The organism is Microbacterium sp., from assembly GCF_048259935.1.
GTDB lineage: Bacteria > Actinomycetota > Actinomycetes > Actinomycetales > Microbacteriaceae > Microbacterium.
Window position 1 is genome coordinate 236,356 of record NZ_JBLXHF010000001.1, and the last position, 21,239, is coordinate 257,594.

Genomic DNA, 21,239 nt, shown 5'->3' on the forward strand with positions numbered 1-21,239 from the left:
CAGCGTCAGCGTGCCGCGTAGTCCTCGAGCACCGCGCGCATCTCGGTGAGCTTGAACTGGTCAGCGATCGCGATCGCCGACATCGCGCCGGCGTTCTGGTCGGCTCCGGCATCCAGCAGCATCCGCAGCAGTGTCTCGTTTTTGCGGAATACCGCACACGAGATCGCGGTCTGGCCGTTCGCATTCACAGCATCCAGATCCGCCCCGCGACGGATGAGATCTGCAACGGTGTGCGGTTCTTCGGCGTACGTGGCGACGATCGTTAACGTGTCGCCGCGTGGGTTGCGCAGATCGATCGGAACACCGGCGTCGATCATCTCGCCGAGCGGGCCGGTGCGACCCTGTCGCGCGAGATCGAAGGTACCCTCGATGACCTCGAGGCTGACGGGGGAGTCGCCGGATGGATTCGTCATACGGCCATTCTTGCGTGCCGGACGGAAGATGTCCTCACGCAGCGCGTTCGGCGATGGCGGGTGTGGCCGGCTCGGTGACGCGAAGGCTGAGCGAGCTGGCGAGAGCGTGGACATCTGCAGCTGCGGTGCGGCGGGCTGCATCGATGACGATCTGTGCGCACGCACGAGCATCCGCCAGCGCGTCGTGATGCGAGAACTCGGCGAAGCCGGCCGCGGCAGCGGCATTCGGCAACCGGTACGAGTCGAGGTCATAGACCTTTCGCGCGACCTGCAGGCTGCACAGTGAGCGGTAGGGCGGGCAGTCGAGGAGCGTGACCTCGGACGCCGTGCGCAGCACCTTCATATCGAAGCCCGCGTTGTGCGCCACGAGGACGTCAGCTCCGGCAAAGGCGCACAGCCTGTCGAACTGCTCGGGCCAGGTCGCCGCATCCGCCACTTCATGAGGATGGATGCCGTGGATCTTGATGTTCCACTCCTGGAACTCGTCGTGGCCTGCCGGCGGACGGATCAGCCATCCGGCGGTCGCGACGACCTCTCCGTCGCGGACCCGGACGAGTCCGACCGAGCAGGCAGATGCCGGGCTGGAGTTCGCGGTTTCGAAGTCGATTGCAGTGAAGTCCAGAGGCACACTTTCACTTTCACCCTGAGTCGGAGTCTCGTGCGGCAGACTCGCCGTAGGAATCCACGACCGACCGCGAGTAAGGCGTCCAGGCGCGCGCCGGTAGACTCTTACCCCGTGGCTCTCACTATCGGAATCGTCGGCCTGCCCAACGTCGGCAAGTCCACCCTCTTCAACGCTCTGACCAAGAACGACGTGCTCGCGGCGAACTATCCGTTCGCGACGATCGAGCCGAACATCGGGGTCGTCAACCTGCCGGACTCGCGTCTGCAGAAACTCGCCGACATCTTCGGCAGCGAGCGACTGCTCCCGGCGACGGTGTCGTTCGTCGACATCGCCGGAATCGTGCGCGGAGCGAGCGAGGGCGAGGGCCTCGGCAACCAGTTCCTCGCGAACATCCGTGAGGCGGATGCTATCGCTCAGGTCGTGCGCGGATTCGCTGACGGTGACGTGGTGCACGTCGAGGGCGCGATCAACCCGAAGAACGATCTCGAGACGATCAACGCGGAGCTCATGCTCGCTGACCTCCAGACGATCGAGAAGGCTATCCCGCGGTTTGAGAAAGAGGTACGGGGCAAGAAGCTCGACTCGTCGGTTCTCGAGACGGCGAACGCCGCGAAGGATGCTCTGGAGCGCGGAGTGCTGCTCTCCGTCAGCGGCATCGACCTCGCCCCGATCAAGGAACTCGGCCTACTCACTTCGAAGCCGGTCATCTTCGTGTTCAACGTCGATGAGACCGTGCTGACGGATGCTACGCGCAAGGCCGACCTCGAAGCGCTCGTGGCACCAGCCAAGGCGATCTTCCTCGATGCGAAGATCGAGTCCGAGCTCATCGATCTCGATCCTGAGGATGCTGCTGAGCTGCTGGCATCCACAGGCCAGGACGAGTCCGGACTGGACCAGCTCGCCCGCATCGGCTTCGAGACGCTGGGACTGCAGACGTACCTCACGGCAGGTCCGAAGGAATCGCGTGCGTGGACGATCCCCAAGGGCGCCAAGGCGCCGCAGGCTGCCGGCGTCATCCACACCGACTTCGAGAAGGGCTTCATCAAGGCCGAGGTCATCTCGTTCGACGACCTCGTCGAGACCGGCTCGGTCGCCGAAGCCCGCTCCAAGGGCAAGGCCCGCATGGAGGGCAAGGAGTACGTCATGCAGGATGGCGACGTGGTGGAATTTAGGTTCAACGTATAAAAATGCCGCCTGAATAGGGTTTTCGTCTCTTCTGCCTCAAGCCGAGGAATTTGCCGGAGTTCCGATCTAGCGTGCGCAACCAGGCGAGTAAGTGCCTCAACCGCTTAGGTCGTTGGCATTCCGCGGTATCCAGTAGGCGTGACCCACACATGAGCGGTAACCACTTGTCGCCCGCTGTCTCGGGCGTTACGCAGAGACGGTACGTTGTCTGGATGGATATGCCCCCAAAGCACATCGTTAGTGTTCGCCGGCACTTGTCGCGTCAGCCGCTGTAAGGCGGCGATGCCCACACGTTGTCCGCGATGTGCTGAATTGAGGGCGATCTCCTGCATGCAGAAGCCAGTGAATCCGTAGGAATCATCACGCTCTGCGGCCACAATGCCCGCTGAGGTGCCACCCACGCGAATCTCGAAAAGTAGCCCTTCTTCCGCGGCATCCTCAAGCGATTCTGCGTCAGCCGGCACGGCCCACTGGCCCAGTTGCGGCCGTGATGGCTTTAGTGCTTCGTAGATTGCCGCGACGCGTTCTGCTGCTTCTTCCGGAGCGCAAGCAACGAGAGTCACATCGTCGTAGCGGTCGGCCAGAGGCTGCTCGCGCATCTCGGCTACGGGGCGTGCCACGATCAGCAGATCTGGCGTAGCTTGTCCAACATCCATACCCGAACCAGTGAGCGCTCGAAGTCGCTGTTCCGGGTCGGGTAGGTTGACGCGCATGCACAGCGGCGAGAAGGCGTCGAAGCTCGGCAAAACATCACCGAGAGCGGCAAATCCCAATGGTTCAGGCGGCAGTGATGTTGCGATTATGTCCACGAATGGCTTCTCAATGTCTCGCCCCCGGAACCGAATACCCGCGACGGCCCAATGTCCGTTCGGCAGTTCCACGCGTCTGTTCGCCCACGCGAGGGGGTCTTGGACGGGGAGCTGAACCATGTCCCGGATCTGGCCGCCCCACTCAGAATCTCCGACGAGGGCGAGGTTTGGCTCCAGCCATTCTGCTAGATTCGTCCGCCACTGTGGCGACCAGTTCTTGATCTGCGAGGAAGTCCATCGCTCGGCCGCTTCTAGTGCATGCGCATCAGGGGTAGTCATCCGGATGAGAATATCAGGGGAGTGGCGAACGGATATTGAGCATATAATCTGGCTGGTTCGCAGAGCGGCCAGGGAGCGTCTCGCCGTCTTGCGCAGCATCTAACTCGTGTCTGGCGGCAGAGGTTGGTATGTGCGGCGACGTGGTTGAGTTTAGATTCTCGAACTGAGCCTTTGGCGCATGCCGCATTCCATCGGCGGCGTCCTTCTCTCCAATGGGCGCTCAAAAAGGGGCTCTCGCGGAGGCTTGGCGCGCCGTGAGGTGGTGGAGTTTAGGATTAACGCCTGACGGTCTCTTTGTTGAACGGCGGTACACGAGTGGCCCCCAGCCGGTCGAAGCGAATTCATTTTCCTCTTGCGAGAAAACACTGGGCGATCATCGCTGCCACGGCGATGCTGGTGGTCGGCGGGTGCGCGATGTACCTGTCTTGGGGTGTGTGGGGCGTGTTCGTGGCCTGTAGTGCTCTGACGTTGGTGGGCTCGACGGCTCCGGCGTTGATGCTCCTTCCGCGGTCTGCGGTGACGAGAATGTTGGTCATGCAGGTGGCGTCTTGCGCGGTCTGGTTCATGCTCATCGGATGGGGGCTGGTCGCCCTGTTGTACCCCGCGTGCACCGTCGGTTGGAGATTTCCGGGTAGAGGCGGCGGTGGCATGCGCGTGGAAGATGAGGCCGATGCATGGTGGATAGGTTGGTCCGTGCTCGGCATGGGGGTCGCCTGCGCGGCGTTGATCATCACAGTCGAGATACTCCCTCGCATCCGCCGAGCACGAGTGGATCCGTGACTTCGAGACCGTCGTGGTCTGCCTCCTATTGTCCGTCGATCGTGCAGCCTTGGTATCAGCTCTAGGTGACCTTGTAGATCCAGAGGTTGGTATCTGTGGCGACGTGGTCGAATTCCGGTTTAACGTATAGCGTTAATGACGGACTCCGTTATACACTGGTTTCGTGATCAGATCGTTCGGCAACAAGGACACCGAACGGCTGTGGCGTCGTGAGCGCGTGCGCTCGATCGATCCGAGGATCCATCGGGTCGCGCTGCGCAAGCTACGTCAGGTGGGGTCTGCAGAGTCTCTCGAGGACCTCCGCGTCCCGCCTGGCAATCGGCTCGAGGCGCTCAAGGGCGATCGGGTCGGGCAGCACAGCAACAGGATCAACGACCAGTGGCGGATCTGCTTCGTGTGGACCGACGCTGGACCAGCGGAGGTGCAGATCGTTGACTACCACTGACAGGATCGAGCCGATTCACCCGGGTGAGGTCCTCATGGAGGACTTCATCGAGGGCTTCGGCATCACACAGAACAAGCTCGCCGTGTCGATCGGCGTCCCGCCCCGGCGGATCAACGAGATCGTGCACGGCAAGCGGGGGATCACCGCAGACACGGCGCTGCGGCTCGCGAGGTACTTCGGCACGTCGGCCGAGTTCTGGATCAACCTGCAGAGCCACTATGAGCTCGACCGCGCCGAGGACGCAGCAGGTGAGCAGATCGCGGCGATCGCGCCGCTACGGGTCGCGTGACCAGCTGCGTCGTGCAACGCCCCGGAGGCGTCTGCATCGCGGTCACCGACCTCGGCGGCGACGGCCCTGTCGTCGTGCTGCTGCACGGGCTTGTCGGGAGCTCGCGGGAGTTGCTGCGCACGGCGCGAGCGTTGCAGGACCATCGGGTCCTGCTCGTGGACCAGCGAGGGCACGGTGCGAGCACGCGGCTTCCCGATGATCTATCCCGCGACGCCTTCGTCGGCGACGTCGTGGCGGCGATCGAGGAGCTCGCCCCAGGGAGTCAAGCGACGCTCGTCGGGCAGTCGATGGGAGCCCACACTGCTTTTCTCGCAGCAGCAGCGCGCCCAGACCTGGTCGAGGGGCTCGTGATGCTCGAAGGTCATGTGTCGGGGAGTGACGATCCGCGCGAGGCTGCTGGTCTCGGCGCGTACTTCGCGTCCTGGCCGGTTCCGTTCCGGGACGAGGCCGCTGCCCGCGAGTTCCTCGGTGATGACGCGATCGTTGATGCCTGGGTAGCGGATCTCCAGTCGACGGATGATGGGCTCGTCCCGCGTTTCGACTCCGCGGTCATGCAACGCACGATCGAGGCTGTGCGTGAACCGCGCTGGGACGAGTGGGAAGCTCTGCAGGTTCCGACGCTCGCGATTTTCGCCAAGCACGGGATGTTCAGCGATGCCGACAAGGACGAGCTGATCCGGCGCAGGCCCGAGACGGTCAGAGTCGATCTCTCCGGCGGCAGCCATGATGCGCACCTCGACGCCTTCGACGAGTGGATCGACGTGCTTCGCCGCTGGTTATCCCGCGATCAGGCCAGCGACTCGCGGACCAGTGTCCGCTGAGGTTGGTAGCTGCGGCGACGTGGTGGAGTTCCGCTTCAACGTGTAGTCGCGTTCTGCTCTAACGTCTGGTTCGATTGCCTGGATCTCCCTGTGGGGGATCCGGGCAATCGATTTATGTGCGACCATCAGGCGAGTCGCCGCGGCCTGGGTCTAGCGAAACGCTCGGCTGATCGCGCCACCGGTCTGGAACAAGGAGATCCACACCAGGAACTTTCGAATCGGACGTAGCGGCCATGCGACAAGTCCTCGCCAGCCTTGGCGTCGCGACCAGGACCTGCTGATCCGTACCTGCGTGCCACCGGTCGCGCTCACCAATGTGAATTCAGTCAGCACTGAATTGCTTTGCGCGACGTCGGGATATCCGAAGCTCCACGCGATGCTGTCCGGTTGGTGAAGTGCGATGAGTTCAACACTGCGTCGACGAAACTGAGGCTTAATCTTCACGGGCTTGCCGTCTGGATAGCTTGCGGGTGCAACGCCATCCCAGACCGTACCTGGCGTCGCTTCTTGACTGGTCTGATCGAGGATACCGATGCTCGGTTCCCACTCGGGGATACGTGCGGGATCTGTGAGGAACGCCCACACCTCGTCCAGCGGTGCGGATACGAAAGTCTCAGTCGTTCCCGTGGTCCGCCCCTTCACTTTCGCTGCGGCGGGCATGGACTTCATAGAGAGCGAGTCGGCCCGATCGAGGCGTTCGATGAGCACATCGGATGTCGCGCCAAGGCGGCCGAGGATATCCGTGATCAGACCGCTGGGTTCTGCGACGAGTTCCCGGAGAACGGCGGCCGCGTCGCCTGGCTTGCCTTTGCTGCTGGACTTCGCGATGAGGTCCCGAGCACGAGCAGTCCACTCGTACCCATCCGTCTCATGGAACACGATGCGCCCCGCCTCGGGGAACGACGCCTCGATGCCGAGTGAGGTCAGCTGTGCATCACGTTGTTCCTCGACGGCGAGACGGGCGCTGTCAATGTCGATACCGAGCTCGCGCAGTGCGCGGCCGGCGGACTGGTCATTGATGACCAATGCGAGGAACAGGTGGTCGATGTCGGCTTCGCGGAGCTCGAGCCGGGATGCTTCCTCCATGGCGGCCAGGGAAAGCGATTGGCTGGTCTGAGCGGCGCGGACGAGTTTGTTCATCTGTTCCTCCTGGGTGTCGAGATCGCCGGGTCAATTCTTTTGGAGTGCTTCTTGTGGGCGGCTTGTCGCGTCACTCCGAGCGCGTCGGCGATCTCCTGCCAACTCATGCCCGAGAGCAACGCAGCCTCGACCTGCCGAAGTTCCAGGGTGTCCGCGAGCACGCGCAAGGACGCTACGGCCCGCAATCCTGCTTTCGGGTCGCTGGTATCGGCTGCTACTGCTGCGATCCGCGGAGACTCCATGCCGTCAACCTACGTTGCTAAGTGACCGAATGTCAACCTTGGTTGCTTTCTCGTTCGGCGAGCTTGGTATTCGCAGGGCCAGGAGAGGGCCGACGCTTCGGGGGATTCGCCGGGTCCTGAGAGGTTGGTACGTGCGGCGACGTGGTGGAGTTTAGATTTTCGAACTCAAGTCCGGACTTGAGGACTGGCCCAGAAGCGCGCTTCCGTGCCTGTCGAGCCCGGATGCTCTTCAAGCCTCAGTCTTCGTGCGGCTGAGGCCCATCGAGACATACGCGGAGAACCCGGCTCGATTAGCGAATTTGACACGCCGTCGCTGCGTTTCGGTGAATCCGAGTTTGGCGTACAGTCCGAGCGCGGGGGTGTTGGTGTCCTTGATATCACGCAACACGAACTCGTCGGAGTGCAACTCCAGGAGCCGACGCATCAGCGCAGTGGCTACGCCTTTGCCCTGATGCTGCGGCGCTGTCGTGACGAACGCAATCTCCGTCAGATCGTCGCGGGCACCGTCGTGGGTCCCCATGAATTGACTTCGGATGATCCGATAGCTGATCATCCCGTGTATTGGACCGAGCACGCGCTGGAGCTCGCGCCGATCCGGCTCGAAGCACTCCTGCTCACCTTCGGTGACGACCGCGACAGCGGCGGGCTCGCCGTCGACGAGCGCGACGTGAAAGCGCTCCAAGATGAGCATCGGGGCGAACGCGTCGGCAAGCACGTCGGGGTCCTTGGAGAAGAACGCGAAATCCTCGGCGAACCCTTGCACGAGAACTTCAGCGATCCTGTGCCGATACCCCTCACCCATTTCGTCTGCGCGCGCGACTTCGATCTTCATCGGGGTCCTCCTGTGAACATTCGTAGGATCAGCTCGACATCGGGCTCCGCAGATCCCTCCCGAAGAGCAACGTGCATCGTCGTCATTCCGGCAAGCATGGCGAAGTAGTGAGCGGTCATTCGGGTTGGGTCTCCCGCGGCGATTTGGCCTGCGGCCTGGCCTCGACCGATGAGCAAGGCGAAGGCCCGCCAGAGCGCCCCCTGCGTTGCGGCCAGCCGCGCCGCAGTCCCCTCAGGAGTGTCCGTCGAGAAACCCTGGTTGATCACCATGTAGAACTCGGCCGCGCCGTTGCTCGCCGCGAGGTCCGCCACGTATACCTCGGTGAAGGATCGGATCATGGAGAGTGGATCCCCTTCGGTCGAGAGCTGAACGGCGACAGCCTCGAGCCCGCGTGAGGCCTGATCGATTAGTTCAGCGAAGAGTTCTTCCTTGCTCGCATAGTGCCGGTAGATCGACCCAGTGCTGATCCCCGCCTCGACGGCGATCTGACGCATGTTCGTGGCCGCGAAACCACGGTGTGCGAAGACCCGGACGGCGGCCGTCTCCACAGCAGAGCGCGTGGCTGAGCGCAATGCTTCGTTCTGCTCCGTCGTCCGCGGCACGATGTTCCCTTCAATGAACTTCTGTTCATTTTATGCTTCGATCGCACCGGGCGCAACTGGGTGCCCGACTAGGGTTGCTACGAGGTGCCTGGTGGGCAGTGGAATGATGCGCGGCCACGGGTCGACACTCAAAGGTTGGTATGTGTGGCGACGTGGTTGAGTTCAGGTTTAACGTATAGCGTTATTGACGGCGTCCGTTATGCGACTGGTGTCGTGATCAGGTCGTTCGGTAGCAAGGACACAGAAGCGGCGCTACCATCAGTTGGTCGCTGCCGGGGCAACGCCAACGGGGCGACCTGCGTTGCGGGAGTGGGGCCAGTTCTCTGGATTCTTCGCGGATCCGGAGGGGAACATTCACTCCCTGTTCGCGAATGTGTTGCGAGTGTCCCGCGCGGGCGCAGTCGACCGTCACCCCGAACCTGTCGTCTGGAGAGAGGAAGATCGCATGAGTGACTGGCGCAAGGATCGTGTCGGTGCGGCGCTCGCGGGCACAAACCCGACCGTTCTCGCTGAGCTGGGCGCCTCATTCGCGGTGTTCGGCGATGTGCAATGGCTTCCGGGCTACTCGCTGGCGCTCACGAAGGTTCCGGGCGTGGACCGCCTCAGCGACCTGCCGAGGCCGGATCGAATCCGATACCTGGCAGACGTCGATCTTCTTGCAACTGCGGTCGAACGCGTGTGCAGCCGTCGGGACGAGGCCTTCCGCCGGGTCAACGTGGAGATTCTCGGGAACACGGACGCATTTCTCCATGCGCATATCTGGCCCCGCTACGACTGGGAGCCGGGCACGCTCGTCACCAAACCGGTCTGGCTCTATCCGGCGGATCATTGGTCGGATCCGGCTCATGCGTTGAACGAATCTCATGATGACTTGCGGGCGCAGCTCGCGGCTGAGGTTTCTCTATGCCGGAACTCGGTGGAGTTCCGGTTTAACGTCTGAGTGACCGGACCCTCGGGGCCGGGAGTGTCTCGCGGGAGGCGTTCCGATGCTGCACAACCGTGACCTGGACGCCCCAGAACCGCTCTTGAGCGTGGCGCACTAGTAGCGGATAGGGCGGCTCGAGCGTGCAGCGAGTCTGAGTCGGTAGTCAGGAGTTTGCGCTCGGTCTCGGTCTGGATCGCTCTGGAATCCGCTGAATTCGAGTGATATCATGGGTGCTATCAACTGGAGGTGGTTGTGATGTCGTCGATCATTGTCCGCGGTCTTGATGAGTCCGTGAAGGACCGTTTGGCTGCGCAGGCCAGGGAGCATGGCCGCTCTATGGAAGCAGAGGTGCGCGATATCTTGACGCGCGCTTCGTCACGGCCACACATCGGGATTGCGCTGATGCGCGTCGCCCGCGACGTCGGTGGAGTCGAAGGGCTGGAGATTCCTGCTCGGTCAGACACCGCTCGGGCTGCGGACTTCGGATGATCGTTCTTGATACGAACGTCATCTCGGAGCTGTTCAGATCGACCCCTGATCGAGGTGTTGTCGCCTGGCTCGAGTCCCTCCCGGACGACGTTGCGATCACAACAATCACCCTCGCCGAATTGCTGGCTGGGATTCGGCGGTTGCCTACCGGTCGGCGTAAGAACGAGTTGGAGACGGCGCTCGGTGCCGCGCTGCAGCCCTACCGGGACACCCGTTCACTTCTCTCATTCGACGACGAGGCAGCCGGAGAGTACGCCGAAGTCTTGTTCGCTCGTGAGCAGGCGGGGTTGCCGATCAGCACGCCGGACGCGCAAATCGCGGCGATCTGTCGGGCAAATGGTGCGGTCTGTGCCACGCGGAACGAGAGGGACTTCACGAAGACAGGCGTCCAGATCGTGAATCCCTGGACGGTGTGAGAGCACTGCCGCGAGGCTGCGAACGTGACGTTCCATCAGTGACGGAACTCGGTTGAATTTAGGTTTAACGTCTAGTCGGATCGTCTGAAGTCGCCGACTTAGCGAGTGCGGCGGCGTAGTTGCGCATCGAACGCTGGTAGGCGCTGGTAGCGCGGCATCGTTTCTATCTGCGCTTCGATGGCGACTCGGAGGGCTTGGTCCTTGCGTCCGGCGCTGTGCAGAGCCAGGGCCAACACGACGCGGGATGCGGAGCCGGTCGATGCATGCGTCGGCGCTGCTTGCAGGACTGCGATCGCCTCGTCGATGCGACCGAGATTACGCAGGGTCGATCCGTACTGGACGGCGAGCTGAGCATGCCTGGCTGTGTCGAGGCCGAGTTCGAGAGCGCGCTCGTACTCTGCGCCGGCCTCAGTCTCGAAGCCCATTGAGTCGTACATGCCAGCGAGTTCGAACGAGTCGAATCGCTCCCACCATAGTCATGTCTCACTCCATCTTCAGCGTGAGCAAGTGTTTTCGCGCCAGTGCTGATGCCGTCTGACCGTCGCGGTCGGCGATTGCATCGAGGATGGCCGTGTGCGCGTGCTGATCGACGTCGCTTCCGAACTCGTCACGCAGGCGAAGGAGGTCGATCATCGCTTGGCGGCTTCGCGGAGTGAAGCTGTCGAACAAGTCGATGAGGATCGGGTTGTGTGCAGCCGCGACGATTGCGCGGTGGAAGGCGATGTCCACATCGACGTGCGCCTCCATGTCCGTTCGTTGAGCGTCACGCTTGTCTGCGGCAAGTCGGATTGCGCGTAGGTCCGCGGGGGAGCGCCGCTCGGCAGCGAGAGCGGCAGCTTCGACTTCGATGGCAATGCGGGCTTCGATCACCGAGTTGATGTCCGCCTGGCGCAGTGCTGCACTCCACTCCTCGGCGACGTCGAGCGCAGCAACGAAGACGCCGGCTCCTTGCCGGGTGGACAGCACGCCTTGCCCTGCGAGGCGGCGGATGGCTTCTCGAATTGTCGAGCGGCCGACACCCAGCTGCGGACCGAGCGTGTTCTCGCCGGGGAGCTTCGATCCGAGCGACCATTCGCCTGCACGGATTCGCTCAAGAAGCAGATCTGCCGCTTGCTCTGCGAGCGGGGTCCGTGTCACCTGTGCCATGGAGTCTCCACTTCGCTACTTGTCTGAGAAGTTGTGTAGAGTCTACCCGTGCCACTGCGGAGTGCGCTGGATGACCAAGCCACCGAATTGGAGAGCGCAAATGACTGACCGCGAGATCCTTCGCCTCGACGGCGTCGACTTTGTGCGCGAATCCCGGCAGATCCTCAGTGGCATCAACCTGACAGTTCGTGCGGGGGAGAGATGGGCATTGATCGGCCCGAACGGAGCCGGCAAGAGCACCATCTTGAGCATGTGCGGCGCGGTCAAGCACCCCACTCGCGGCAGCGTCCACGTGCTCGGCCGTAAGCTCGGCCGCGTCGACATCCGGGAACTGCGCGAGTCTATTGGGCACGTCAATCCTCGACACCCGCTCAGCTCGCCACTCACTGTTCGGCAGGTGATTCTCACCGGTGCAACGGGCACGACAGAGCTCATGCCGCGCTGGAAGCCCGACGCCGACACCCATGCCCGCGTCGACGAGCTGATTGAGATGCTCGGTCTTGCTGGTCTTGAGAGAGCGACGTGGCCGACGATGTCGCAGGGTGAGCGAGGACGCGCGCTGATAGCACGGGCCTTGCTGCCTGATCCTCCGCTCCTGCTGCTGGACGAACCATCGACGGGACTCGATGTTGCGGCGCGCGAGCAGTTCCTTGGCACTATGGACCAGCTGCACCGGGCGCGCCCAGACCTCGCCACCATCCTGGTGACACATCACTTGGAGGAGCTCCCGACAACGACAACGCATGCCATGCTGGTCAAGCACGGGCAGGTGCATAGAGCTGGCCCGGCCCGAGAAATCCTCACGACCGAGCTGGTGAGCGAGTGCTTCGACCACCCGATCGAGATCGAGCACCGTGCTGGTCGCTGGCAGGCACGAGCCCTGGTGAGGGCCTGAATGATTCGGATGCCCACGACGGTCGCCTAATCGCATCCCGGTAGGCTTTCGAATGGCCGTACCCGCCGGCATCATCGACTGTAAGGAAGCTCCCAATGCCAGTTATCGCAATCATCGGAGCTGGACCCGGTCTCGGAGCAGCGGTCGCTCGCAAGTTCGGGCGCGAGGGCTTCTCGGTAGCGCTGATTTCGAGGGACCAGTTGAAGCTCGACGCTTTGGCAGCAGAACTCGAAGCGGGTGGGGTGACGGCCCGCGGTTACGTCGCAGACGTACGGGAGCCGGCGGCGCTCGAAGTCGCGCTCGCGCGTGCCGCCGCTGAATTGGGTCCAGTCGCCGTCCTGCAGTACAGCCCGCTCCCGTCGCGCGACTACCTGAAGCCGGTGCTCGATTTAACTCCCGAGTTGGCGCTGGAGGCACTGCAGTTCTCAGCGCTCGGTCTCATTCGTGCGGCGCGTACAGTGCTGCCTTCAATGCGTGAGACGGGGGATGGCAGCATCATCCTGATCAACGGTGGCACCTCGGTGAAAGCACGCGCAGGCTTCGCGGGAACATCGGTGGCCTTCCCAGCCGAGAGCGCCTACGGGGAGATGCTCCACGACGCGCTCGAGGACGAGGGCATCCGCGTCCGTCAGCTCGTCATCCCAGGAGGCATTCCCAAGCTTCAGCTGCCCAACGGCATCGACGACGTCGCGTCTCGCATCTGGGAGCTCCACGCCACCGCGGCACCCTTCCGCACCATGCTCATCCCGCTCGAGGACGGCAGGGAGTAAGACGGCTGCTCCTGGCGGCCACGGTTATGCGACAGAGGCCGCACGTCGTCTATCGATTCATGCGTGTCGTGGAGAAGTCGGCAGCAGCGTACGGCCCAGCCTGCGGCTGAGCCGGCGGATAAGACTCTGCCGGGAAGCTCGCCCAGTCCTGCGCGTCGTCCTCGGGGTGATAGCCAAGCTGCTTCCCCGCGTTCAATGACCACCAACGCTCGGTGTTCGCCGAGACGGCGTAGAACACTGCTCCGGGCTGGTCCGCAATCATGGCGGCGTCAAAGGCGCGGAGTGCGTCGCCGGGGCTGAGCCATGTTCGAAGGTCACGTTGGGTTTGGGGACGCTCTTCATACGATCCGATTCGCACCGTCACAGTGAGAAGTTGGAACTTGTCTGCATAGAGTCGGCAGAGAGCTTCACCAGCGATCTTGGCGACGCCGTAGAACCCATCGGGTCTGACTGGCATGGAAGGATCGACCATTGTGTCTGCGGGGTACATGCCGGTGACGCGGTTGCTGCTTGCAAAGACCACCCGACGGATTCCTGCTCGGCGTGCGGCTTCGAGTACGTGGTAGCTTCCGACGATATTGACCTCTGCGAGATCGTGGAAGTCTGCCTCATCGGAGAGGCCGCCGAGGTGGACTATGCCATCGCAGCCCTCGGCGCTGCGCGTCATGGCGTCGAGATCGCGGAGGTCGACGGTCATGACCTCGTCGTCCTCTGACACGGCTTGAGGTGTCGCCAGATCGACTGAGCGTAACGCAATGCCACGGTCAGCGAGGTGACGACGAAGCGCGACACCGATGCGCCCCGCGGCACCTGTGATCAGCCATCTGCTCTGATGCATGAAACGACACTATCGCCCTGCCCGATTCCCTTTGCGGTTATGGTCGAGCCATGAACGCAGACGCTCTGATCTGGCTCAACGCCATTGCGATTCTGCCGCTGTCGCTCGTTGGTTCGCTCTTACACTTCGCCTATGACTGGTCGAGGCACAACAGGTTCGTCGCGGTGTTCGCCGCTGTCAACGAGAGCTACTGGGAACACATCAAAATTGCGTTCTGGCCGGTTCTGGTGTGGTTCATCGTTCTGTTCGCACTTGGTGGCTGGAGCATCCCGGGTTTCGTGCCTGCCGCAACGATCGCGCTCTACTCGGTCCCCGTGATCATGATCGCGATCGTCTTCGTCTACAAGGCGGTCGTGCGCAAGAACGTCCTCTGGATCGATATCGCGGCCTTCTTCGTGACCATCGGACTTGCGCTGATGATCTTCGCGCTGGTCGCTGCCGAACTCGACGCGAGCGGCTGGACGATTGCGATCAGCGTGATCCTGTTCGTGCCACTCGGTGTCGCATTCGCGCGCTACACGCATGCGCCGCCCGATGAACCAGACCTCTTCATCGACCCGCTCAACATGCGCTACGGCTTAGAAGCGCACCCCGACGACTGAGCCGGCAGCACCCTCTGGGACCGGCGTCCTGCAATTAGACTGACGGACGAAGACCCGTCGCACAGGAGGATCACCCACGTGTCCCAGTTGAACATCATGGAGCCTGAAGGCCGCGCCGTCCCGTACGTCGTCGAAGGTGAGGGCCCCGTCGCTCTTGTGCTGATCACTGAACGTGCGTTGGACTCCGACGGGCTCGGTGTGATCTCGCACTATCTCGCCGAAGAGGCAGGCTTCCGGATCATCCGCATCGGAACACGCGCGGGCGCGGCCGACGAATCAGCGGACGACCGGGTTGCTGATGTTCTGGCAGTGCTCGACCACCTCGGCCTCGAGGACAGCTGGGTGGGCGGGTACGGGATCGGCGGCACGGCTGCTCGCTCCTTCGCTGCCGCGCACGTCGATCGCGTCAATGGGCTTCTGCTTCTGGGCGTTGAGGATGCCGACATCCCGCTTGCACCGGCGATCCCCGTCCTGCTCGTGCAGGGCACCGCAGATGATGTGACGCCGCCGGCCAATGCCGAGAAGCTGCAGGCGACGGCCCCGGAGCGAGCCAGCATCAAGACGCTTGAAGGGGCCGATCACTTCTTCCCGGTCACGCACCCGATCGAGACGGCCGTCATCATCGAGGAGTACCTCGACTGGGACTGATCACGCCCACGACGGTGTCTCCCGGCTCGGCTATGGTCGACTCGTAGCGACGACGTGAAGACGGAGGGTCCGATGCGCAAGCTGTGGCAGAGCGATCTCGGGATCGGCGGGCTCTTTCACCGTCATGCTCGTGACGACGTCCCCGAAGAATCAAAGTACGTCACGGGCAAGCTCGTGAGATTCGTTCACAACGGGGTGCCTACTCGCGTCCCGGATGACCTCACGGTCACTGACGCAACCGCTGTCGCAGCGCAGAACAGCGATCAGATGGCGCTGTTCCTCTATTCGCAGCCCACTGCGACGCAGATCGAAGAACTCGCCGAGGCGTGGGCGCTGCATCCGGTGCTGGTCGACGACCTGCTGAACGCCGGGCAACGTCCCAAACTCGAGCGCTACGGCGACACGCTCTTCGTCGTGGCGAAAGCAGCGCGGTACCTCGACGACAGTGAGGCCGTGGACTTCGGCGAGTTCCACGTTCTACTGCGCCCGGGAGCAGTTGCCGTGCTCTGTCAGGATTCCCGGTGGCTACGCCGGCCCGAGCACTCGACGCACGATGGCCACGATGGCAACGACCAGCGCGAGGTCGATTTCGGAGATCGTGAGCGCGCCATGCTCACTGACCAGAGCCTGTTGAAGATGGGGCCGGTGGCCGTCGTCTACATGCTCCTCGATGCGATCGTCGACGGCTACGGCCCGGTGCTGAACGGCATCTCCACAGACCGCGAAGAGATCGAACGCCAGGTCTTCGGCGGCGACGCGACGGTCACGGAGCGCATCTACCGACTGAGCCGCGAGGTCGTGGAGATGCAGCAGGCGATCGCGTCGCTGACGGAAGCGGTCGATCTGCTTCGCTCCGAGCCGAGTGGGCACGAGATTTCGCAAGAGCTGCGCACGCGCCTCGATGATGTCGCCGACAGGCTCGTGCAGGCAGACACGAAAGCATCCGGCTTGCGCGACGCTCTCACCCAGATTCTGAGTGTCAACGCAACCCTCGTGAATCAGCGGCAGAACGAAGACATGAAGCGGATCTCCGGCTGGGCGGCGATCCTCTTCGCCCCTTCGCTGATCGGTGGCGTCTACGGCATGAACTTCGATGAGATGCCTGAGCTGCACTGGGCGTTCGGCTACCCGTTCGCCCTTGGACTGATGCTGGCGCTGGCGGCAGTGCTCTATACCGTCTTCAAACGCAGCAAGTGGATCTGACCTCAGTCAGTCCTGCTCGCCAGGGCGCCGACGGCCGCTCTTAGTCTGTGACCGTCGCCGTTTTCCCTCGAGCCGCCGTCGCTGAGAGCCCTTCGTCGGCCGAGTCGACCGCCGGGCGACAGCCGGCATGACCGCCTCGCGGAGAAGCTCAGCGAGGCGCTCCCTCGCTGCGAGGCGGTTCTGCCGTTGGGATCGCTGCTCACTGGTGCTGACGATGAGCACGGTGCCGGCAAGACGCGAGCCGAAGTAGTCGAGAACACGCTCTCGCTGTACGTCGTCCAACGCACTTGTCGTACCGACGTCGAAACTCAACTGCACGCGAGAGTCGGTGGTATTCACACCTTGACCACCCGGACCAGACGATCGTGAGAACTGCTCGACGAGCTCACTGGCCGGCACCCGGAGGCCACGGGGCGCTCCGGGGCCGCCGGGCACGTGCAGGTCTTCCACACGACCAGTCTGCCGCAATCAGTGTGCAGCCTTCAGTGCTCAGGCGTGCTGTCCCGCGTGCGGACCCTCGGCGATCTCCTCGATGGTCTTGGCGTTGAACGCGGGCAGGTCATCCGGCGTCCGGCTCGAGACCAGGCCCTCGTCGACGACGACCTCCTCATCCACCCACGTGGCTCCGGCGTTGCGGAGATCGGTTCGCAGACTCGGATAGCTGGTGATCGTCCGGTCTCGCACGACGTCCGCTTCGATGAGGATCCACGCACCGTGGCAGATCACCGCTACCGGCTTCTGTGCTTCGAAGAACGCCTTCGCGAACGCGACGGCATCCTGATCCAATCGCAGATGGTCTGCGTTCACGACGCCGCCGGGCAGGACGAGCGCATCGAAAGCCGACGCATCCGCCTCGGCGACAGCCTGATCCACCGGTTGTGTGTGTCCGTTCTTCCCCGTGACCTTCTGGTCGGCCGGCGACACGAGCCGCGCTCGGGCACCCGCTTGCGTGACCGCACCCCACGGACTCGTCAGCTCACTGTCCTCAAATCCGTCGGTGAGCAGAAAGGCCACGTTCTTACCTTCGAGTTCTGCCATGTTCATCCTCCTCGTTCGCGGTTTTCGTTCCCCTCACCATCGTCGATCGGTTGATGACGCCCCAGGGGGTTGACGAATGAAAGCGAAGAGGGTGGGATGCCGAAGCATCCCACCCTCTTGTAAGGCTGTGGATCAGAGCGGCTGCGGCAGGATCGTGAAGCTCACGGCTCCCTGCTCATCGACGCCCGCATCGAGGACCTTGTCGGACAGCGCCTCGGCGGCGTCATCCTCCAGGAATACCCGGCTGCCGGGACCCTCGATGACGATATCTGCGGGTTCGGGGGAGGGCGCGATGTGAACGGCGAAACGTGCTTCGCCGTTCGGTCCCTGCCCTTCCGCGGTCTGGATGCGAAGCCCCGCCTCTGCGCTGGCATCCTCTCGGCCGACGATCGTGGTGACGACGGCATCTGCATTCTCGGTCAGGGTGAGCACAGCGCTCTCCTTCCGTGTTGCGGACATGCTCCGGACAGAACATGTCCGGCCCACGATTCCGCACAGCGCCGTCGTCTTCAAGCTCAGCGGCAAGATTGTGAGGAACCTCTCATGTGCGCAGGTTCTTGCGCAGGAAAACCTGCTCGGTGCCGTCGTCCTGCGGCACCCGGCGCGTCTCGACGTAGCCGCATGATTCGTAGAGGCGGATGTTCGCTTCGCTGAGGCTGCCGGTGAACAGCTCCGATTCGCTTGCAGTGCTGCCGTTCTCCGCAGCTTCGAGCAGCGCGCGTCCGACGCCTTCGCCCTGCATGTCGGGCGCGATGGCGATTCGACCGATCAGCAAGAGCTCGTCGTCTTCGACAGCACGGATTGCACCGATGAGGCGCCCGTCAGCGGTGGCGACCCAACCGGCGTTCTCAGAGATCTCCGCGCGCAACTGCTCGAGGGTCTGGGTCAACGGCGGCATGTCTGCGCTGCCGTAGATGAGCGCTTCAGAGACGAAGGCGGCGCGCTGGATCGTGAGGATCTCGCCCGCGTCATCCTTCGTGATGCGACGCAGCGCGATGCGCGGACCCTCTTCTCGCAGGCGTGGTTCGCGGCGCCGCTTCGGGTGGAAGCCGGCTTTGTCGGCGTAGAACTCCCGGACGCGATTCATATCCGCAGTGATATCGCCGGTGGTCTCGATGGTCATCCCGAGTCCGGTGGTCATGGTGGTTCGATCGACGTAGCCCAGGGTCAGCGGCATCCCGGTCTCCTGCGCGATGCGGTAGAAGCCGGACTTCCAGTACGCGGTGTTGCTTCGCGTTCCATCCGGCGTCACCACGAGACCGAACACCTCACCCTCGCGGATCAGCGCGACGACATCGGAGACGACCCGGCCCGGATCAGCGCGATCCACGGGGATGCCACCGAGCGCACGCATCAGCGGGCCGCGCCAGCTGGCGAACAGACTCGCTTTGCCCAGCCAACGGAAGTCGATTCCCAGCCGCCAGGCGATGGCGAGCATGAGCACGAAGTCCCAGTTCGAGGTGTGCGGAGCGCCGATCAGAACTGTGGGATTGGCAGGCGCTGGCTCGCTGACCAGCTTCCATCGGCTGAGTGCCCAGAAGGCTCGCGCGAGGAGACGTCGAATCATGTCTCAACCGTATGCGTGCGGGCGTCCCGTTCTGCACCACGTGACACCAGCAGTGGCAGCACCAACCACAATCCGACGACGACGAGCGATCCCACGATGAGGATGACGACCGCGAACGTGCGGTCCAGGGTGAAGTCGACGATCAGCACGGTCACCCCGACGCTGAGGGCGCCGACGACGACGAGGTTCGCCTTGACCAGACGGTGGGCGATCCGCACGAGCGCGGGTTTCTGCCGACGACCGAACAGGGACCGATGCATGCCGACGGGCGCGAGCGCGAGGATCGTCGCGAGTGCCGCGAGACCGACGAGCGCGAGATACAGCCCGACCTGCAGCGGATCGAGCTCATCGAATCGTGGCTGGAACGCCACCGCGAGCAGAAAACCCGACAGTATCTGGGTTCCGGTCTGCATGACGCGCAGCTCTTGCATGAGCTCTTCCCAGTTGCGGTCAGCCCGCTCATTCGCTGTCTCGTCGCGACCATCTTCACTCAGCGCGTCGCCGAGGGCGCCCTCTTGTTTCATGGGCCAAGTGTTCGGGGTGCGCTCGCTCGTGTCCAGTCCCTTGACCTCATCGCGCTCGATGTGCCGCCATACGGAAACCGGCGTAGCATGGAGCCATGACCGATACTCGGACGACGGATGCTGTGCAGACTGACGCGGACGCCGCGCAGGCTGACGCTGTGCAGAAGACGCAGCAGCTGACGGCTCCCGCAGGACTCAACCTGCTGGGCGATGAGAGCGCAGGGGGCTGCTGCGGCGGCGGATCCTGCGCGATGCCGGGCGAGTAAGTCTCACCCGGCACCGACGCCGGCAGTCAGTGCCCGCCAGCGGACTCGGAGTCGATGTCGTCTGCGGGCTTGCGGACGAACGCGCTCAGCGCGACAGCGCCCAGTGAGACGATCGCTGCGATGAGGAACGCCATGCGCGCTCCGGGCGCACCTGCGGCGGCTGTCTCAAGTCCTTGCTGCTCACCCGCGTGCAGGGTCGACGAGTAGATGACCGTCAGCAGTGCGACACCGGCGGCGCCGGCCACCTGCTGGATCGTGTTCAGCGCGGCCGAACCGTGCGAGTACAGGTGGCGGCGCAGCGATCCGAGCGATGCGGAGAACAGCGGCGTGAATGACATCGCCAATCCCACCGAGATCACGGTCTGCGCGATCACCAGCAGCCACCAGACGGTGTGCTCGCCGATCGTGGCGTAGAAGAACAGCGCGGCCGACACCATGATCGTTCCGGGAATGAGTAGTGTGCGTGTGCCGCGGGCGTCGTAGATGCGGCCCATGATCGGACCCAACAGACCCATCAGTACCGAACCCGGCAGCAGGATCAGGCCGGACTGCAGCGCGTCGAGCCCTGCGACGTTCTGCAGGTACTGCGGAAGGAGAACCAGTGTGCCGAACATCGACAGCGCGAGGATCGCCATCACGATGACGGAGATCGTGTAGTTGCGGCTGAGGAAGACGCGCAGGTCGAGCAGAGCGTCGTCCACGCGCTGCAGCACGAGCTGGCGCCAGACGAACAGGGCGAGAGAGATGACGCCCACCACGAGCGAGACGATGCCGATGACTTCGCCCGTCGAGCCTTCTCCGCCGAACTGGCTGAGCCCGTAGACGAAACCGCCGAAGCCGAAGGCCGACAGCACGATCGACAGGATGTCGATCGGAGCATCCTTGGTCTCACCGAGGTTCGTCATCCACTTCGCGCCCATCGCGAGCGCGATGAGGGCGATCGGAAGCACGATGACGAAGAGCGCACGCCAGCTGAACGCGTCGAGCACAGCGCCCGCGAGCGTCGGTCCGATCGCGGGAGCGAGCGAGATGACCAGGCCGACGCGGCCCATCATGCGGCCGCGGGACTGGGGCGGCACCACGTTCATCATGGTCGTCATCAGCAGCGGCATCATGATTCCGGTGCCGGCGGCCTGGATGACGCGTCCGACCAGCAGGATCTCGAATCCGGGCGCGAGCATGCAGACCAGCGTGCCGAGTGAGAACGCGCTCATCGCAGCGATGAAGATCTGCCTGGTGGTGAAGCGCTGGAGCAGGAAACCGGTGGTGGGGATGACGATGGCCATCGTGAGCATGAACGCGCTCGTGAGCCATTGACCCAGCTCTGGCGGAATGCCGAGATCGGCGTTCAGATGGGGAATTGCAATACCCATCGTCGTCTCGTTGAGGATCGCGACGAAGGCGGCGACCAGCAGCAGCCAGATCACCCGCATGTCGGATGCGGCGATCA

At 63.4% G+C, this 21,239-nt stretch carries 30 protein-coding genes and 1 pseudogene; 13 read left to right on the top strand and 18 right to left on the bottom strand.

Features of this window, described 5'->3' with window-relative positions; translation table 11 throughout:
- Positions 1-5: 5 nt before the first annotated feature.
- Both ACN0RC_RS01040 and ACN0RC_RS01045 read right to left on the bottom strand, forming a co-directional pair.
- Complete coding sequence (locus ACN0RC_RS01040) at positions 6-413, bottom strand: ankyrin repeat domain-containing protein (RefSeq protein WP_417508201.1); 408 nt, start codon at positions 411-413, stop codon at positions 6-8.
- Between the two features lie 34 nt (positions 414-447).
- Positions 448-1,041 carry a 3'-5' exonuclease gene (locus ACN0RC_RS01045; protein WP_417508202.1) on the bottom strand — a complete coding sequence of 198 codons (594 nt, stop codon included), beginning with the start codon at positions 1,039-1,041 and terminating at the stop codon, positions 448-450.
- 108 nt (positions 1,042-1,149) lie between these two features.
- Here ACN0RC_RS01045 and ychF point away from each other — a divergent pair, with 108 nt between their 5' ends.
- Entirely contained in the window at positions 1,150-2,223 is a 1,074-nt protein-coding gene (ychF, locus tag ACN0RC_RS01050; RefSeq protein ID WP_417508203.1) for a redox-regulated ATPase YchF, read from the top strand.
- Positions 2,224-2,327: 104 nt separating this feature from the next.
- Here ychF and ACN0RC_RS01055 read toward each other — a convergent pair whose 3' ends face one another.
- Positions 2,328-3,311, bottom strand: coding sequence for a hypothetical protein (locus ACN0RC_RS01055; RefSeq protein ID WP_141393428.1), 984 nt, complete (start codon positions 3,309-3,311; stop codon positions 2,328-2,330).
- Positions 3,312-3,652: 341 nt separating this feature from the next.
- Positions 3,653-3,847: a hypothetical protein gene (locus ACN0RC_RS01060; protein WP_417508204.1), complete on the bottom strand. Its 195-nt coding sequence runs from the start codon at positions 3,845-3,847 to the stop codon at positions 3,653-3,655.
- A gap of 407 nt (positions 3,848-4,254) precedes the next feature.
- Between ACN0RC_RS01060 and ACN0RC_RS01065 the strand changes: the two genes are divergently transcribed.
- Genes ACN0RC_RS01065 through ACN0RC_RS01075 form a run of 3 tightly spaced genes read left to right on the top strand, consistent with a single transcriptional unit; the run spans position 4,255 to position 5,646 of the window.
- Positions 4,255-4,536: a type II toxin-antitoxin system RelE/ParE family toxin gene (locus tag ACN0RC_RS01065; RefSeq protein WP_417508205.1), complete on the top strand. Its 282-nt coding sequence runs from the start codon at positions 4,255-4,257 to the stop codon at positions 4,534-4,536.
- A complete protein-coding gene (locus tag ACN0RC_RS01070; RefSeq protein ID WP_417508206.1) occupies positions 4,523-4,825 on the top strand; it encodes a HigA family addiction module antitoxin in 303 nt (100 codons plus the stop codon). Before ACN0RC_RS01065 ends, ACN0RC_RS01070 begins: the two co-directional genes overlap by 14 nt.
- A gap of 11 nt (positions 4,826-4,836) precedes the next feature.
- On the top strand, positions 4,837-5,646 hold the full coding sequence (locus tag ACN0RC_RS01075) for an alpha/beta fold hydrolase (protein ID WP_417508207.1): 810 nt from the start codon (positions 4,837-4,839) through the stop codon (positions 5,644-5,646).
- A gap of 150 nt (positions 5,647-5,796) precedes the next feature.
- Here ACN0RC_RS01075 and ACN0RC_RS01080 read toward each other — a convergent pair whose 3' ends face one another.
- From ACN0RC_RS01080 to ACN0RC_RS01095, 4 genes are all read right to left on the bottom strand, one after another.
- On the bottom strand, positions 5,797-6,786 hold the full coding sequence (locus ACN0RC_RS01080; protein ID WP_417508208.1) for a Clp protease N-terminal domain-containing protein: 990 nt from the start codon (positions 6,784-6,786) through the stop codon (positions 5,797-5,799).
- Complete coding sequence (locus ACN0RC_RS01085) at positions 6,783-7,028, bottom strand: hypothetical protein (RefSeq protein ID WP_417508209.1); 246 nt, start codon at positions 7,026-7,028, stop codon at positions 6,783-6,785. Before ACN0RC_RS01085 ends, ACN0RC_RS01080 begins: the two co-directional genes overlap by 4 nt.
- A gap of 229 nt (positions 7,029-7,257) precedes the next feature.
- A complete protein-coding gene (locus ACN0RC_RS01090) occupies positions 7,258-7,860 on the bottom strand; it encodes a GNAT family N-acetyltransferase (RefSeq protein ID WP_417508210.1) in 603 nt (200 codons plus the stop codon).
- Positions 7,857-8,462 (bottom strand): TetR/AcrR family transcriptional regulator, encoded by a 606-nt coding sequence (locus ACN0RC_RS01095; RefSeq protein WP_417508211.1) that lies wholly within the window; start codon positions 8,460-8,462, stop codon positions 7,857-7,859. The genes ACN0RC_RS01090 and ACN0RC_RS01095 overlap by 4 nt, the downstream gene beginning before the upstream one ends.
- A 445-nt stretch (positions 8,463-8,907) precedes the next feature.
- Between ACN0RC_RS01095 and ACN0RC_RS01100 the strand changes: the two genes are divergently transcribed.
- The 3 genes from ACN0RC_RS01100 to ACN0RC_RS01110 all read left to right on the top strand — a co-directional run bounded on the left by ACN0RC_RS01100 (position 8,908) and on the right by ACN0RC_RS01110 (position 10,292).
- A complete protein-coding gene (locus tag ACN0RC_RS01100) occupies positions 8,908-9,402 on the top strand; it encodes an HIT family protein (protein WP_417508212.1) in 495 nt (164 codons plus the stop codon).
- A 240-nt stretch (positions 9,403-9,642) separates the two neighbouring features.
- Positions 9,643-9,876 carry a FitA-like ribbon-helix-helix domain-containing protein gene (locus ACN0RC_RS01105; RefSeq protein WP_417508213.1) on the top strand — a complete coding sequence of 78 codons (234 nt, stop codon included), beginning with the start codon at positions 9,643-9,645 and terminating at the stop codon, positions 9,874-9,876.
- A complete protein-coding gene (locus tag ACN0RC_RS01110; protein ID WP_417508214.1) occupies positions 9,873-10,292 on the top strand; it encodes a type II toxin-antitoxin system VapC family toxin in 420 nt (139 codons plus the stop codon). The genes ACN0RC_RS01105 and ACN0RC_RS01110 overlap by 4 nt, the downstream gene beginning before the upstream one ends.
- Positions 10,293-10,390: 98 nt before the next feature.
- Here the strand turns inward: ACN0RC_RS01110 and ACN0RC_RS01115 are convergent, their stop codons facing one another.
- Together ACN0RC_RS01115 and ACN0RC_RS01120 are read right to left on the bottom strand one after the other, a co-directional pair.
- Positions 10,391-10,729: a tetratricopeptide repeat protein gene (locus ACN0RC_RS01115; RefSeq protein ID WP_417508215.1), complete on the bottom strand. Its 339-nt coding sequence runs from the start codon at positions 10,727-10,729 to the stop codon at positions 10,391-10,393.
- A gap of 46 nt (positions 10,730-10,775) precedes the next feature.
- Positions 10,776-11,438 (bottom strand): FadR/GntR family transcriptional regulator, encoded by a 663-nt coding sequence (locus ACN0RC_RS01120; RefSeq protein WP_417508216.1) that lies wholly within the window; start codon positions 11,436-11,438, stop codon positions 10,776-10,778.
- A 100-nt stretch (positions 11,439-11,538) separates the two neighbouring features.
- Between ACN0RC_RS01120 and ACN0RC_RS01125 the strand changes: the two genes are divergently transcribed.
- Both ACN0RC_RS01125 and ACN0RC_RS01130 read left to right on the top strand, forming a co-directional pair.
- Positions 11,539-12,333 (top strand): ABC transporter ATP-binding protein, encoded by a 795-nt coding sequence (locus tag ACN0RC_RS01125; protein WP_417508217.1) that lies wholly within the window; start codon positions 11,539-11,541, stop codon positions 12,331-12,333.
- A gap of 95 nt (positions 12,334-12,428) precedes the next feature.
- The gene (locus ACN0RC_RS01130) at positions 12,429-13,103 is read left to right on the top strand and encodes an SDR family NAD(P)-dependent oxidoreductase (RefSeq protein WP_417508218.1); all 675 of its coding nucleotides are present in this window, start codon (positions 12,429-12,431) and stop codon (positions 13,101-13,103) included.
- 49 nt (positions 13,104-13,152) lie between these two features.
- On the opposite strand, the gene ACN0RC_RS01135 is transcribed toward ACN0RC_RS01130, so the two are convergent.
- Complete coding sequence (locus tag ACN0RC_RS01135) at positions 13,153-13,941, bottom strand: NAD-dependent epimerase/dehydratase family protein (RefSeq protein WP_417508219.1); 789 nt, start codon at positions 13,939-13,941, stop codon at positions 13,153-13,155.
- Between the two features lie 50 nt (positions 13,942-13,991).
- Between ACN0RC_RS01135 and ACN0RC_RS01140 the strand changes: the two genes are divergently transcribed.
- The 3 genes from ACN0RC_RS01140 to ACN0RC_RS01150 all read left to right on the top strand — a co-directional run bounded on the left by ACN0RC_RS01140 (position 13,992) and on the right by ACN0RC_RS01150 (position 16,394).
- The gene (locus ACN0RC_RS01140; protein ID WP_417508220.1) at positions 13,992-14,543 is read left to right on the top strand and encodes a DUF6512 family protein; all 552 of its coding nucleotides are present in this window, start codon (positions 13,992-13,994) and stop codon (positions 14,541-14,543) included.
- A 78-nt stretch (positions 14,544-14,621) separates the two neighbouring features.
- Complete coding sequence (locus tag ACN0RC_RS01145) at positions 14,622-15,191, top strand: alpha/beta fold hydrolase (RefSeq protein ID WP_417508221.1); 570 nt, start codon at positions 14,622-14,624, stop codon at positions 15,189-15,191.
- A gap of 72 nt (positions 15,192-15,263) precedes the next feature.
- Positions 15,264-16,394: a magnesium and cobalt transport protein CorA gene (locus ACN0RC_RS01150; RefSeq protein ID WP_417508222.1), complete on the top strand. Its 1,131-nt coding sequence runs from the start codon at positions 15,264-15,266 to the stop codon at positions 16,392-16,394.
- 6 nt (positions 16,395-16,400) lie between these two features.
- On the opposite strand, the gene arfB is transcribed toward ACN0RC_RS01150, so the two are convergent.
- The 6 genes and pseudogenes from arfB to ACN0RC_RS01180 all read right to left on the bottom strand — a co-directional run bounded on the left by arfB (position 16,401) and on the right by ACN0RC_RS01180 (position 19,523).
- Positions 16,401-16,844: an alternative ribosome rescue aminoacyl-tRNA hydrolase ArfB gene (gene arfB, locus ACN0RC_RS01155; protein ID WP_417508223.1), complete on the bottom strand. Its 444-nt coding sequence runs from the start codon at positions 16,842-16,844 to the stop codon at positions 16,401-16,403.
- Positions 16,845-16,883: 39 nt separating this feature from the next.
- Positions 16,884-17,432, bottom strand: a complete 549-nt coding sequence (locus ACN0RC_RS01160) for a type 1 glutamine amidotransferase domain-containing protein (RefSeq protein WP_417508224.1) — start codon at positions 17,430-17,432, stop codon at positions 16,884-16,886.
- A gap of 132 nt (positions 17,433-17,564) precedes the next feature.
- Positions 17,565-17,864: a Fe-S cluster assembly protein HesB gene (locus tag ACN0RC_RS01165; protein ID WP_417508225.1), complete on the bottom strand. Its 300-nt coding sequence runs from the start codon at positions 17,862-17,864 to the stop codon at positions 17,565-17,567.
- A gap of 109 nt (positions 17,865-17,973) precedes the next feature.
- Entirely contained in the window at positions 17,974-18,330 is a 357-nt protein-coding gene (locus tag ACN0RC_RS01170; protein ID WP_417508583.1) for a GNAT family N-acetyltransferase, read from the bottom strand.
- Positions 18,331-18,435: 105 nt separating this feature from the next.
- Positions 18,436-18,999 (bottom strand): annotated as a pseudogene (locus tag ACN0RC_RS01175) (1-acyl-sn-glycerol-3-phosphate acyltransferase); the annotation flags it as partial.
- Positions 18,996-19,523 carry a DUF6328 family protein gene (locus tag ACN0RC_RS01180; RefSeq protein WP_417508226.1) on the bottom strand — a complete coding sequence of 176 codons (528 nt, stop codon included), beginning with the start codon at positions 19,521-19,523 and terminating at the stop codon, positions 18,996-18,998. The gene ACN0RC_RS01180 and the pseudogene ACN0RC_RS01175, both read right to left, overlap by 4 nt.
- A 95-nt stretch (positions 19,524-19,618) precedes the next feature.
- On the opposite strand from ACN0RC_RS01180, the gene ACN0RC_RS01185 reads away from it, so the two are divergent.
- A complete protein-coding gene (locus tag ACN0RC_RS01185) occupies positions 19,619-19,789 on the top strand; it encodes a hypothetical protein (RefSeq protein WP_417508227.1) in 171 nt (56 codons plus the stop codon).
- 26 nt (positions 19,790-19,815) lie between these two features.
- Here ACN0RC_RS01185 and ACN0RC_RS01190 read toward each other — a convergent pair whose 3' ends face one another.
- Positions 19,816-21,222 carry a DHA2 family efflux MFS transporter permease subunit gene (locus ACN0RC_RS01190; protein ID WP_417508585.1) on the bottom strand — a complete coding sequence of 469 codons (1,407 nt, stop codon included), beginning with the start codon at positions 21,220-21,222 and terminating at the stop codon, positions 19,816-19,818.
- Between the last annotated feature and the right edge of the window lie 17 nt (positions 21,223-21,239).